A 12,177-nucleotide genomic window follows, 5' to 3' on the forward strand; every position below is an offset into this window, starting at 1 on the left:
CTGGACCACTACCAGATCGGTACCAGCGCCAGCAGCGCCGGCACGCTGTCCGGCGATTATCTGGCGCTTGGCCACGACGTCCGCATCGATACCGGTTTTACAGCCGGCACATCGGCCAGGCAGCAGGTCTATCCCAAGCTCGTCACCGGCAAGGGGCTGAGCGGCGCCGGCAATATCCGTTCGACCACCGTGGTCTGGGAAGCGCGGGGCTACCATGACAACGACGGCGATATCGGCGTCACCCTGGTCAAGAACGACTACCGCGACCTGATTGCCGACGCGTCGCTGGCACCGGTCGCCAGCGCCCTGGAGCGCAGCTACGGGCGCGGCAGACTGTTCTCCAGCCTGGAACTGCCGGGGCGTGAAGATTTTGCCCGCGCGCTGCGCCAGCTGTCCGGCGCCGGCTTTGACCGGTCACTGCGGGCCGTGCCCACGCTGGAACACCGTTTCGACCGGATGGCCGACAGCGTGGCCGAGGATGCCACCGGCTTCGGCTTCAGGCTGCTCGGGCGCGGCGAACGCGGCAGCCGGCTGGGTGCGTCAGCCTACGACATGGTCGCGCTGCAGCAGCGCTTTGCACCCGGCACGGCGCAACTGGCGGTGCGCTACGGTTTTGCCCGCGTGTCGCCGGGCAGCAGCAAGGACCGCGAGCAGGGACTGGACGGCAGCAGCCAGTACCTTGGCGCCCGCTATGCGCGGCCGCTGACGACCGGGCTGGCCGTGGAGGGCCACCTCGACTACTTCCTGCACCAGTACCGCACCCGGCGCACGCTCGACTATGGCACGGGGAGCAAGGCGGTCAATTACCGGGCGCGGGCCGATCACCGGCGCGACCAGCTGGGGGCCCGGCTGAACCTGGCGCTGGCACAGCCGGTCGGCGGTGCGGTGCTGACCCCGCTGCTTGGCGTCAGGCTGCGCTACCAGCGAGACGGCGCACTGCGGGAACGCGACGCCGGGGCCTTCGGGCTGCGGGTGACGTCGCGGCACGATGTGGCGCTGGAGGCGCTGCTGGGATTGCGTTTCAGCCATGACGGGCGGGATTCGCGGTCGCGAGGCTGGCAGCTGGATGCACAGTTCCATGGCCGACCGGCCATGCTGCGTCAGGCCGGCCGGCGGGAGGCGAGCCTGGCCGGTGCGCCGGATGCCCGCTTTGCCCTGGCGGCGGAGGATGGCCGGCGCCGCTTCGGCTACGACGGTCGGCTGGGCTTCAGCCACCAGGGACGCCACGGGCGCTTCAGCCTGGAGGGCTACCTGAGTCGCGACGACGGCAGTCAGGACCGCGGCGTGATGGCGAACTGGCGGCTGCTGTACTGAGCCCGCGGCTTTTTCTGGCGGTTTTGCCTGCCAGCCCGGGCCGGATGCAGCATTGTCCGGCCCGTCTGCCGTTCTGCCGTTTTGATGGTTTATGGTATTGTCCCAACAACCTGTTTTATCCCGGCACGACATGACTCTGATCTCGATCATCCTGGCTCTCGCGCTGGAGCAGTTGCGGCCGCTCGGCAATCGTAACCGCCTGCTCCTGCAGTTCACCCGTTACGCCAACACGCTCGAACGCAATTTCAATGCGGGCGAGTCCCGCCACGGCATGCTGGCCTGGCTGCTGGCCGTGCTGCTGCCGGTCATCCTGTCGCTGGCCGTGTTTTACTCGCTGCACAAGCTGTCGCCACTGCTGGCGCTGGTCTGGAACGTGGGCATCCTCTATCTGACGATGGGGTTCCGCCACTTTTCCAGTGCGCTGACCGAAATTACCGAGGCGCTGAACGAAGGCCGTGTCATCGACGCACAGCTGTCGCTCGGACGCTGGACCGGGCAGCCGACATCGGAGCTCGACGTCAACGAAATTTCGCGCCTGACCATCGAGCAGGGCGTGGTCGACTCATACCGGCATGTGTTCGGCACCATGTTCTGGTATGTACTGCTGCCGGGGCCGAGCGGTGCGGTGCTGTACCGTCTGGCCAGCATGCTGTACCAGAAGTGGGGCGTGCGCGACCTGCAGTTCGGCGACCGCTTCGGTCTGCCGGCCCGCCGGATCAGCGAATGGCTGGACTGGCTGCCGATCCGGCTGACCAGTGCCACCTTTGCCGTGATGGGAGATTTCGAGGATGCCGTGTACTGCTGGCGTGCCCAGGCCCAGGCCTGGGGCAACTACGCCTACGGCATTCTGCTGGCCAGCGCGGCCGGTGCCATTGGCGTCAAGCTCGGTGATCCGCTGCGGCAGGACTACACCGTCAAGTACCGCCCGGAACTCGGCGTCGGCGACGATGCCGACCCGGATTACCTGAAGCGTGCGATCGGTCTGGTCTGGCGTTCTGTCGTGGTGTGGCTGTTCGTGATCCTGCTGTTCACCGTGGCGCGCGCCCTGGTGTGAGCGGGGGAGGCCGCCCGCCTGCCGATCATCCCGTTGCGCCGGATCAGGGGAAAGCCTGCTCCGGGGGCGGTTTGCCCGCCGCCCGCGGATCTTGCCCCGATTCGGGTCATTCGATGTCGCAAAAGCCCCCCGACTGCGGGGGCTTGGTCATTCCATGCGTATCATTCATGAAAAGCGTGGAATTTCATTGCTTTGGCGCGTATAGTTCGCCCCCTTGAACCGCCACCGTTGTTGCAGGAGATACCACAAGATGTCGTTTGCCGAACTGGGACTGCCCGCAGAGATTCAGCGTGCTATTGATGAGCTCGGCTACAGCGAGCCAACCCCGATTCAGGCGCGCGCCATCCCTGAAGTGCTCGCCGGACGGGACCTGCTTGCCGCCGCCCAGACCGGGACCGGCAAGACTGCCGCGTTCACGCTGCCGATCCTGGCGCGCCTGCGCCGGCATGCCAGCACCAGCGTCAGCCCGGCCATGCACCCGGTGCGCTGCCTGATCCTGACGCCGACCCGCGAACTGGCCGACCAGGTTGCCTCGTCGGTCGAGCAATACCGCAAATACCTGCCGCTGCGTCATGCCGTCGTTTTTGGCGGGATCAATATTGATCCGCAGAAAGAAGCGCTGCGCCGCGGGGTGGAAATCGTCGTCGCCACACCGGGACGCCTGCTCGACCATATCGAACAGAAAACCGTCATCCTGAACCGGGTCGAAATGCTGGTGCTGGACGAAGCCGACCGCATGCTCGACATGGGCTTCATCCCCGACATCCGCCGCATTATCAGCCTGCTGCCGAAGACGCGTCAGACCCTGCTGTTCTCCGCCACGTTCTCGGCCGAGATCAAGCGTCTGTCCAGCGAATTCATGACCGACCCGATCACCATCGAGGTCGCTCGCCAGAACGCGACCGCGGCGTCGATCGAACAGCGCGTGTTCGCCGTCGACGGTGCCCGCAAGCGCCAGCTGCTTGGCCGCCTGATCAATGAGCGCGAAATGACCCAGGTCATCGTGTTCTGCCGCACCAAGCAGGGTGCCGACCGGCTGGCACGCGAACTGCGCCAGTTCGATCACATCCAGGCCGAAGCCATCCACGGCGACAAGGCCCAGCAGGCGCGACTGGATACCCTGGCTTCGTTCAAGGATGGCAAGCTGCGCGTGCTGGTGGCAACCGACATCGCCGCGCGCGGGCTCGACATCACCGAACTGCCGTACGTGGTGAACTTCGAGATGCCGAATTCGCCCGAAGACTACGTGCACCGCATTGGCCGTACCGGCCGCGCCGGCAGCTCCGGTGTTGCCCTGTCGCTGATGAGTGAAGACGAACAGCGCCTGCTCGAAGCCATCGAAAAGCTGACCCGGCAGACGCTGAAGCCGGAATGCCACAACGCCTTCTGGCCGAGCTGGATTCCGCGTCCGGTGACCGAGCGCCCGCCCCGTCCGGCACTGGCCGAACGCAAACCGGCGCCGGTGAAGGCCAGCCGCATCGAGAACGTCGACAACGATCGCAGCGATGTGGATGACGACGACGATGACGAGCTGCCGCTCAGGCAGGGTCGGCGTTTGCCGCTGACCCCGCGCTTCCAGCGCGAGCCGCGCGAAGTGCCGGCACTGTTGCTGCCGCCGCGTTACGAGCGCGCCTGACCCGACTTCCCCTGCCGCCTGATCCGATGACTGCCGAACTCGATCAACTGGCCGGGTGGATTGCTGCCTCCCGGCGTCTGGTCGTCATGACCGGCGCCGGCATGAGCACCGAATCCGGCATCCCCGATTTCCGCTCCTACCAGGGACGCTATACCCGCGACCAGAGTCTGCCGGAAGTGATCTCCATCGATTACTTCTACCGCGACCCGGTCGCATTCTGGGCAGCGTTCAAGGATATTTTCCAGCTGAAGCTGTCCGCCGGCCATGCGCCGAACGACGGTCACCGTCTGCTGGCCGCCCTGGATGACGGAGACCGGCACGTTACCGTCGTCACGCAGAACGTTGACGGCCTGCACGCCCGTGCCGGCAGCCGGCATATCGTCGAAGTCCATGGTTCCATCGAGCGTGCGCAGTGCCCGAGTTGCGGCACCGTGCATGACCTGGACTGGATCAATGCCCACACGCTGCCGGAATGCAGCCGCTGCGGTGACATCCTCAAACCGGATGTCGTGCTGTATGGCGAAGCCGTCGAGCGCATGGACGATGCCGTGGCCGCCCTGGTCGATTGCGACCTGCTGCTGGTGATGGGGTCGTCGCTGGAAGTCGGACCGATCAACCAGTTGCCGCTGATTGCCCGCCGCATCGGCCTGCGCACGGTGCTGGTGAACTTGGGGCCGACCCAGTTCGAGTCGGCCTTCGACCTGCGGATCACCGACCGGATCGGGCTGGTGGCGCGTGAACTCGCGCCGAAACTGGGCCTGACGCTGTAAGCGATATCAGGCCGGCGTGATCGGAATGGTCAGCCCGAGTGCACGGGACAACGGTACCGGTCTTTCCAGCAGCGATGCCAGCGTGTAGTGCCCCAGCGTGGAAAAAAACGCTTCCTGCGCCTCGCGCAATACCCCATACAACAGACAGGCATGCTCGATGCGGCATGCCGAGTGTTCGCTGCCGAAGCACTCGACCAGCGCGTCACTCCCCTCGGTCAGGCGGACCAGCTCGCCCAGATTGATCTGCGCCGGTGCGCGGCCCAGCCGCAGGCCGCCCCCCTTGCCACGCACAGTCAGCAGATAGCCATGCTGGCCCAGCAGGTGCACGACCTTCATCAGATGGTTGGCAGAAATGCGGTAGGTGTCAGCCAGTTCGCCAATGGTGACCAGACGGTCATCGCACAGGGCGGCGTACATCAGCACCCGCAGGCTGTAGTCGGTGAAGGAAGTCAGTCTCATCGGAATTGTCGCCTCATTGATTCGTGGGCCGGGCAGGGCGTACTATTAGTGGTATAAATTTTACATCTTAAAGGGGCCGACATGGCGAATATCGACCGGAATGGCGTACTGGACCTGCTGCGGGACGTGATCGACCCCGAACTGGGGTTCAATATCGTCGACATCGGGCTGATCTACGGCGTCGAGCTGGGCGCCGACAGCCTGTCTGTCAGCATGACCATGACTTCGCCGGCCTGCCCGATGGGGGACATGCTGTATGACGACGTCCGGCAGACCCTGCTCGATGCACTGCCCGACGACTGGCAGATCGACGTCAGCGTGGTCTGGGAGCCGGCATGGTCGCCGGCGCGGATGTCGCCGGAACTGCGGCAACGCTTCGGCTGGCAGGACGACCAGCCGGTCTGACGCCTTTTCCCCTCCATGCCGGCAAGGATTGCCATGAAACTCCGCTTGTTGTTGCTGTTGACGTTCCCGCTGGTGCTGTGGATGGCCGTGGCCGGTGGCCTGGTCAGGGTTGGCGTGCCGGTGCCGACCAGCGCCGGCGGGATTGGCTGGCATGGTGCGCTGATGGTCGGTGGCTTCTTTGGCAGCCTGATTGCGCTGGAGCGGGCGGTGGCGCTCGGCAAGCGCTGGGGCTGGCTGGCCCCGGTCGGTGCCTGGCTCGGCGCCCTGCTGCTGCTGGCCGGACGTCCGGAAGGCATGTTGCTGATCACTGCCGCCAGTCTGATGCTGGTGGCAATGTCGGTCAGTGTCTGGCGCCGGCAGGCACAGAACTTCACCTTTTACCTGGCGGTGGCCGCCGGCTGCTGGAGCATCGGCAATGTGCTGTGGCTGATGGCGCGACCGCTGGCCGAAGTGCTGGGCTGGTGGATGGCCTTTCTGGTGCTGACCATTGCCGCCGAACGGCTGGAACTGTCGCGCTTCGCGCCGCGGCCGCCGTGGGCTGAACGGGCTTTCGATGCCGTCATGCTGCTGTGGCTGGCCGGTCTGCTCAGTGGTGCGGGTCTGCTGACCGGACTGGCGCTGCTGGCGCTGGCGGCCTGGATGGTGCGCTTCGACGTGGCCCGGCATACCGTCCGTGGCCAGGGCCTGCCGCGTTTTGTCGCCATCTGCCTGCTGTCCGGCTATGCCTGGCTGGCGCTATCGGCGCTGGCGCTGATGGCCGGCGGTGGCTATCAGGCCGGGCCGGGATACGACATGGCATTGCACGGCGTGGTGATCGGCTTCGTGCTGTCGATGGTGTTCGGCCATGCGCTGATCATCCTGCCCGCCGTCAGCGGGCTGAAGGCGCGCTACCGGCCACAGTTCTACCTGCCCCTGCTGCTGCTGAATATCGGCCTGCTGATCCGTTTCAGTGGCGGCTGGCTGGCGCGGGCCGACTGGGTCGCGCTCGGCGCATCGCTGAATGGCGTGGCACTGCTGGCCTTCATGCTGCTGGTGCTCAATGCACTGCGCGAAGGGCGCCGGCGCTCGCGTCCCGGCCGATAGCGTGGTGCACGCGGCGGTTCGCCGGGGAGGGCTGAATGGACGGTTTCATCTGCTGCCGCCTGTCGGCCGGGCTCGCTTTCGTGCGCGGGGAATGCTTAATGTCATATTGATTGACCTTGGGCAATCATCGAATCACGGGCAATGACGTTACAATGCGCCATCCGCGAGACCATCCATGCCGCCATGCCGACGACCATCATGCCCCATTCCCTCAACGATCCTATCTCGTTGATGTACTACACCTACCGCGCCTTCACCAGCAAACCCGACGAGATGCTGGCTGCTCGCGGTCTGGCCAGGGTCCATCACCGCATCCTGCATTTTGTCGGCAGCAATCCCGGCATCAGCGTCAACATGCTGCTGCGCGTGCTGGGGGTCAGCAAGCAGGCCGTCAATGCGCCGCTGCGCCACCTGCAGGAACAGCAACTGATTGTGGCCGGCATCGCCAGCCATGACCGGCGGGTGAAGGAACTGCGACTGACCGACAGCGGGCAGTCCCTGCTCGGGCAGCTGTCCGAAAACCAATTGCGGATGATGGACGAGATCGCCGCATCGGTCGGCGAAGCGGACATGGCTGCCTGGTGGCGGGTCATGGCCCGGCTGGCGGAATACGCGGCCCGCGACTGACGGCCCGGCGGCATGGCCGGTGGCACGCCGGGGCGGGGCAAGCCCGTCCGGCCGTGCGGATGTTCAATAGACTGTGTGGTCCGCCTTTGTCCGCAGTCTCCGGTACAATCTTGTGACAATTTTCTGCACAAGCGCACCCGGAGAAACAGATGGCCGTCATCCGCCAAGAGGACTTCATCGCCAGCATCGCTGACGCATTCCAGTACATCAGCTACTACCACCCCAAAGATTACATCCAGGCACTGGGCCGCGCGTACGAGCGCGAAGAAAGCCCGGCCGCCAAGGATGCCATCGCCCAGATCCTGACCAACAGCCGACTCTGTGCCGAAGGGCACCGCCCGATCTGCCAGGACACCGGCATTGCCGTGGTGTTCCTGAAAGTCGGCATGAACGTGCGCTGGGATGCGACGCAATCGGTGCAGGACATGGTCAACGAAGGGGTGCGCCGCGCCTATCTGAACCCGGACAACAAGCTGCGCGCGTCCGTGCTGCTCGATCCGGCCGGTCTGCGCAAGAACTCGCGCGACAACACGCCGGCCGTGGTCCACTACGAAATCGTCCCGGGTGACGGCATCGAAGTGATCTGTGCCGCCAAGGGTGGCGGTTCGGAAAACAAGAGCAAGATGGCCATGCTGAACCCGTCCGACTCGATCGTCGACTGGGTACTGAAGACCGTGCCGACCATGGGGGCCGGCTGGTGTCCGCCGGGGATTCTCGGCATCGGCATCGGCGGCACGCCGGAAAAGGCGCTGCTGATGGCGAAGGAATCGCTGATGGCGCCGGTCGATATCGATGAGCTGATCGCCCGCGGTCCGCAGAACCGGGTCGAAGAGCTGCGGCTTGAACTGTTCGACAAAGTCAACGCACTCGGTATCGGTGCCCAGGGCCTGGGCGGCCTGACCACGGTGCTCGACATCAAGATCCTCGACTACCCGACCCATGCCGCCAGCCTGCCGGTGGCCATGATCCCGAACTGTGCCGCGACCCGCCACGTGCACTTCCACCTCGACGGCAACGGTCCGGCGCATCTGGAAACGCCGAAGCTGGAAGACTGGCCGGCAGTCAGCTGGGCGCCGGACACCGAGGTCGCCACCCGTGTCGATCTGGATACGCTGACGCCGGAACAGGTCGCCAGCTGGAAGCCGGGCCAGACCCTGCTGCTGAACGGCAAGATGCTGACCGGTCGCGATGCTGCGCACAAGCGCATCAACGACATGCTGGCCAGGGGGGAAACGCTGCCGGTCGACTTCACCAACCGCGTGATCTACTACGTCGGCCCGGTCGATCCGGTGCGCGACGAGGCCGTCGGCCCGGCCGGCCCGACCACCGCAACGCGGATGGACAAGTTCACCGAAATGATGCTCAGCCAGACCGGCCTGATTTCCATGGTTGGCAAGGCCGAACGCGGCCCGGTTGCGATCGAGGCGATCAAGAAGCACAAGTCCGCCTATCTGATGGCAGTCGGTGGCGCAGCCTACCTGGTGGCAAAGGCCATCAAGCACGCGCGCGTGGTCTGCTTCGAGGACCTGGGCATGGAAGCGATCTACGAGTTCGACGTCAGGGACATGCCGGTGACGGTTGCCGTCGACGCCTGTGGCGAGAGCGTCCACCAGACCGGGCCGAAGACCTGGCAGGCCCGGATCGGCAAGATCCCGGTTGCCGTCGCCTGACCATGCGGAACAAATGAAAACAGCCCGTCAATACTGACGGGCTGTTTTATTTCGGGATTTCAGTGCGGGCTGCCCAAATTTTAGGCAGGAAGGGGAATCCGGTGTGCGGACAGCAACTTGGATGACTTATCCACAGATTGTCCACGCCGCCATCCCCGCTCGCTGGGGACAAGGATCAGAACCGGCGATCATTGCGCCAGCCCTGGGGCGCATCCGGAGCCCAGTCCTGACGGATCGGGCGAACCGGTTCACGGGCGGACCCGGGATCGCGCGGCTGACTGCGCGAGGAGCGGCGCTCCTCCCACTGGCGGCGGGCACGTTCGGCCTGGGCCTGGGTCACATCGCCATTCTCCAGCGCCTGTTGCAGCCGTCGTTCGCGATGCTCCCGCCAGGGTTCGACCTGCTGGCCGCGATCACTCGGCGGCGCTGCCCGGGTCATGGTGGAGATCAGGGCGCCGATCGACAGCAGACTGTAAAACAAGCCTTTCATCAACCTCACCACTCAATGGAAACAATAAATCATATAGGTGAAATGACCTTGCCGGGGCGGCTTCGCCATCTTCCCTCTGATGCCTCGCACTGTACACGCGGCGGTGTTGCGACGCTGTGTCGTGGCGGGCAGGACATGTAAATGACTGTATCGCCTGGATTTGCGGAATAAAAAATCACGAATACACTAGGCACCATGACCCAAGACACGCTGAACACCAAGAAAATCCTCATCGTCGACGACGATCCGCGAATCCGCGAATTGCTGTTGCGTTACCTGCAACAGCAGGGATTCGATGCCGATGCCTACGCCGATGCCAGCCGGCTGGACCAGCGCCTGCAGCAACGCCGGCCGGACCTGATCGTGCTCGACCTGATGCTGCCGGGCGAGGACGGACTGTCCGTGGTGCGGCGCCTGCGGGCGACCGGGGAAACGATTCCGATCATCCTGCTGACGGCCAAGGGCGACGATATCGACCGCATTGTCGGGCTGGAAATGGGCGCCGACGATTACCTCGGCAAACCGTTCAACCCGCGCGAGCTGGTGGCGCGCATCCAGGCCGTCCTGCGGCGCCAGGCACCGGTGCCGGCGCTGGCGGCGGAAACGGCGGCCGGGGAAAGCTACCCGTTCGGTGATTTCGTGCTCGACGCCGGCTGTCGCGAACTGCGGCGCAAGGACGAGCCGGTGGCGCTGACGCCGGCCGAATTCGCCATGCTGCTGGTACTGGTCACCCATCCGCGCAAACCGCTGTCGCGCGAACGGCTGATGCAGCTGGCGCGCGGACGCGATATCGAAGCGTTCGACCGCAGCGTCGACGTGCAGATTTCCCGCCTGCGCAAGCTGATTGAAGCCGACAGCAGCGAACCGCGCTTCATCCGAACCGTGTGGGGCTTTGGTTACGTGTTCGTGCCGGACGGGGAAAACGTCTGATGCGGCTGGTGCCGCGCAGTCTGTTCGGTCGCTTTGCCTGGCTGCTGCTGGGCACGGTGCTGCTCAGCCAGCTGGTGGCGGTGCTGATCTTCGGGGCCAGCCGCGAGCGGCTGATTGCCCAGCAGACGGCCGAACAGATCTTCGACGTCCTCGCCGATGCCGAGCAGCAGCTTGAAGGGTTGCCGGTCGCTGCGCGTGATCGCTTCCTCGATGCGTACAACCACCCGGGCGGAATCAACCTGGTACCGGCCGATGGCCTGATGCCACCGGAGCTGACCCCGTCCACCCGCGAACAGCGCTCGATCATGCAGGCCCTGGCCGCCGGCGGGCTGGTCATTGACGACGCCCGGGTCGAGCGTGACCCGGTCAACGAGCTGTGGCTGGCGGTGACCATTCTCGACAAACCGTACTGGCTGATCCTGCCGCTGGGGCGTCTGCACAGCGAAGTGGGCTCGACCTGGCCGCTGACCATCGTCGCCTTCCTGGCCATCGTGCTGTTCGCCGCTTCATGGATGGCATGGCGCATGTCGCTGCCGCTGGCGCAACTGCATCGGGCTGCGGCGCGGCTGGAGCGTGGCGAAACCCCGGAACCGCTCGTCGAGTCGGGACCGGACGAATTCCGATTGCTGTCACGCCAGTTCAACCGGACCGTACAGGCCCTGCATGAGCTGGAAGGGGACCGCCGCATCATGCTGGCCGGCGTGTCGCATGACCTGCGTACGCCGCTGACCCGCATGCGACTGTCAGTCGAGATGATGGATGAAGCCTGGCTGCGGGATGGCATGCTGACCGACCTGTCCGACATCGAACGCATCCTCAAGCAGTTTTCCGATTACGCGCGCGGCGAACCGGACGAAGCGCTGGAGCGCATTGACCTGTACCTGTTCGCCCGGGACGTGGTCGAACCCTATCAGCGCGACGGCAAACCGGTGAGCCTGGACGACAACCATCCGCTGCTCGACATTCCGATCCGGCCAGTGGCCGTACGGCGTCTGCTCGGCAATCTGATCGACAACGCCCTGCGTTACGGTCAGCCGCCGGTGACGGTTCGTGTACATCAGACTGATGGCTGCCTGTGGTTGCAGGTCCACGATGGCGGCAGCGGTTTTCCGGATGAGGCCACCGCCCGCTTGTTGCGGCCGTTCACGCGCGGTGAAGCGGCCCGGACCGCCGACGGCGGTTCCGGCCTGGGACTGGCCATGGTCAAGCGCATTGCCGATGCACACGCTGCCCGGCTGGCATTCCTCAAGGACACCGACGGTTTCTCCGTCGGTGTCGGTTTCCCGCTTCCGGCGGCGAAACCGGCCCGGAAAGTCATTTCCGCGCTGGCCGAGCGTCGCAAGGGGGCGGCGGAAGGCTGAAACAAAGCCTTTTTCTCTCAAGGACTTGCCGAATCGGTGACAAAAAAGCGGAAAACGGGTGTTGACGGAAGAGAGGGGCGGACGTATAGTTCGCTTCCTCGCTGCACGACGCAGCGCCGAACGAAGCAGCAAGTAGCTGATTCAGTTCGGAAAAAGCTCTTTAACAAAACAGACAACCGATAAGTGTAGGCGCTTGCTGAAAAGCAAGGCTTACACAGTCAAGGAAGAACTTTCAGAAGTTCTTTTGAGAATTGCGTCAGCCAGTTTTGCAAAGATTGAACTGAAGAGTTTGATCCTGGCTCAGATTGAACGCTGGCGGCATGCTTTACACATGCAAGTCGAACGGTAACAGGGGAGCTTGCTCCCGCTGACGAGTGG

General features: G+C 64.7%; 12 protein-coding genes and 1 rRNA gene. 11 read left to right on the plus strand and 2 right to left on the minus strand.

The window, feature by feature from the left end; all coding sequences use genetic code 11:
• From Q352_RS21855 to Q352_RS0117705, 4 genes are all read left to right on the plus strand, one after another.
• Positions 1-1,314 (plus strand): autotransporter outer membrane beta-barrel domain-containing protein (locus tag Q352_RS21855; protein ID WP_036386205.1); only part of this gene is annotated, 1,314 nt, incomplete at its 5' end.
• A 130-nt stretch (positions 1,315-1,444) separates the two neighbouring features.
• The gene (locus tag Q352_RS0117695) at positions 1,445-2,368 is read left to right on the plus strand and encodes a CobD/CbiB family protein (protein WP_028500470.1); all 924 of its coding nucleotides are present in this window, start codon (positions 1,445-1,447) and stop codon (positions 2,366-2,368) included.
• Positions 2,369-2,618: 250 nt separating this feature from the next.
• Entirely contained in the window at positions 2,619-4,004 is a 1,386-nt protein-coding gene (locus Q352_RS0117700) for a DEAD/DEAH box helicase (protein WP_028500471.1), read from the plus strand.
• Positions 4,005-4,030: 26 nt separating this feature from the next.
• Positions 4,031-4,774, plus strand: a complete 744-nt coding sequence (locus Q352_RS0117705) for an NAD-dependent protein deacylase (protein ID WP_051529069.1) — start codon at positions 4,031-4,033, stop codon at positions 4,772-4,774.
• Positions 4,775-4,780: 6 nt separating this feature from the next.
• Here Q352_RS0117705 and Q352_RS0117710 read toward each other — a convergent pair whose 3' ends face one another.
• Positions 4,781-5,233, minus strand: a complete 453-nt coding sequence (locus Q352_RS0117710) for an RrF2 family transcriptional regulator (RefSeq protein ID WP_028500473.1) — start codon at positions 5,231-5,233, stop codon at positions 4,781-4,783.
• Positions 5,234-5,314: 81 nt separating this feature from the next.
• On the opposite strand from Q352_RS0117710, the gene Q352_RS0117715 reads away from it, so the two are divergent.
• The 4 genes from Q352_RS0117715 (at position 5,315) to Q352_RS0117730 (ending at position 9,018) form a co-directional block, all read left to right on the plus strand.
• The gene (locus tag Q352_RS0117715) at positions 5,315-5,638 is read left to right on the plus strand and encodes a metal-sulfur cluster assembly factor (RefSeq protein WP_036386950.1); all 324 of its coding nucleotides are present in this window, start codon (positions 5,315-5,317) and stop codon (positions 5,636-5,638) included.
• Positions 5,639-5,671: 33 nt separating this feature from the next.
• Positions 5,672-6,721, plus strand: a complete 1,050-nt coding sequence (locus tag Q352_RS0117720) for a DUF8744 domain-containing protein (protein ID WP_156952602.1) — start codon at positions 5,672-5,674, stop codon at positions 6,719-6,721.
• Positions 6,722-6,862: 141 nt separating this feature from the next.
• A complete protein-coding gene (locus Q352_RS0117725) occupies positions 6,863-7,348 on the plus strand; it encodes a MarR family winged helix-turn-helix transcriptional regulator (protein ID WP_233495295.1) in 486 nt (161 codons plus the stop codon).
• A gap of 149 nt (positions 7,349-7,497) precedes the next feature.
• Positions 7,498-9,018, plus strand: a complete 1,521-nt coding sequence (locus Q352_RS0117730) for a fumarate hydratase (protein ID WP_028500477.1) — start codon at positions 7,498-7,500, stop codon at positions 9,016-9,018.
• Positions 9,019-9,193: 175 nt separating this feature from the next.
• Here Q352_RS0117730 and Q352_RS0117735 read toward each other — a convergent pair whose 3' ends face one another.
• A complete protein-coding gene (locus Q352_RS0117735) occupies positions 9,194-9,508 on the minus strand; it encodes a hypothetical protein (RefSeq protein ID WP_028500478.1) in 315 nt (104 codons plus the stop codon).
• 195 nt (positions 9,509-9,703) lie between these two features.
• On the opposite strand from Q352_RS0117735, the gene ompR reads away from it, so the two are divergent.
• The 3 genes from ompR to Q352_RS0117750 form a co-directional block, all read left to right on the plus strand.
• Positions 9,704-10,438 carry an osmolarity response regulator transcription factor OmpR gene (gene ompR, locus Q352_RS0117740; protein ID WP_028500479.1) on the plus strand — a complete coding sequence of 245 codons (735 nt, stop codon included), beginning with the start codon at positions 9,704-9,706 and terminating at the stop codon, positions 10,436-10,438.
• Entirely contained in the window at positions 10,438-11,799 is a 1,362-nt protein-coding gene (locus tag Q352_RS0117745) for an ATP-binding protein (RefSeq protein ID WP_028500480.1), read from the plus strand. The genes ompR and Q352_RS0117745 overlap by 1 nt, the downstream gene beginning before the upstream one ends.
• A gap of 277 nt (positions 11,800-12,076) precedes the next feature.
• Positions 12,077-12,177, plus strand: a 16S ribosomal RNA gene (locus Q352_RS0117750); the annotation flags it as partial.

Source organism: Microvirgula aerodenitrificans DSM 15089 (assembly GCF_000620105.1).
In the GTDB taxonomy this organism is placed as follows: Bacteria; Pseudomonadota; Gammaproteobacteria; order Burkholderiales; family Aquaspirillaceae; genus Microvirgula; species Microvirgula aerodenitrificans.

Bases quoted from the DNA above. Each gene is read 5' to 3' on its own strand.
- Q352_RS0117695 (WP_028500470.1), top strand. From the start codon at position 1,445: ATGACTCTGATCTCGATCATCCTGGCTCTCGCGCTGGAGCAGTTGCGG.
- Q352_RS0117700 (WP_028500471.1), top strand. From the start codon at position 2,619: ATGTCGTTTGCCGAACTGGGACTGCCCGCAGAGATTCAGCGTGCTATT.
- Q352_RS0117705 (WP_051529069.1), top strand. From the start codon at position 4,031: ATGACTGCCGAACTCGATCAACTGGCCGGGTGGATTGCTGCCTCCCGG.
- Q352_RS0117710 (WP_028500473.1), bottom strand. From the start codon at position 5,233: ATGAGACTGACTTCCTTCACCGACTACAGCCTGCGGGTGCTGATGTAC.
- Q352_RS0117715 (WP_036386950.1), top strand. From the start codon at position 5,315: ATGGCGAATATCGACCGGAATGGCGTACTGGACCTGCTGCGGGACGTG.
- Q352_RS0117720 (WP_156952602.1), top strand. From the start codon at position 5,672: ATGAAACTCCGCTTGTTGTTGCTGTTGACGTTCCCGCTGGTGCTGTGG.
- Q352_RS0117725 (WP_233495295.1), top strand. From the start codon at position 6,863: ATGACGTTACAATGCGCCATCCGCGAGACCATCCATGCCGCCATGCCG.
- Q352_RS0117730 (WP_028500477.1), top strand. From the start codon at position 7,498: ATGGCCGTCATCCGCCAAGAGGACTTCATCGCCAGCATCGCTGACGCA.
- Q352_RS0117735 (WP_028500478.1), bottom strand. From the start codon at position 9,508: ATGAAAGGCTTGTTTTACAGTCTGCTGTCGATCGGCGCCCTGATCTCC.
- ompR (WP_028500479.1), top strand. From the start codon at position 9,704: ATGACCCAAGACACGCTGAACACCAAGAAAATCCTCATCGTCGACGAC.
- Q352_RS0117745 (WP_028500480.1), top strand. From the start codon at position 10,438: ATGCGGCTGGTGCCGCGCAGTCTGTTCGGTCGCTTTGCCTGGCTGCTG.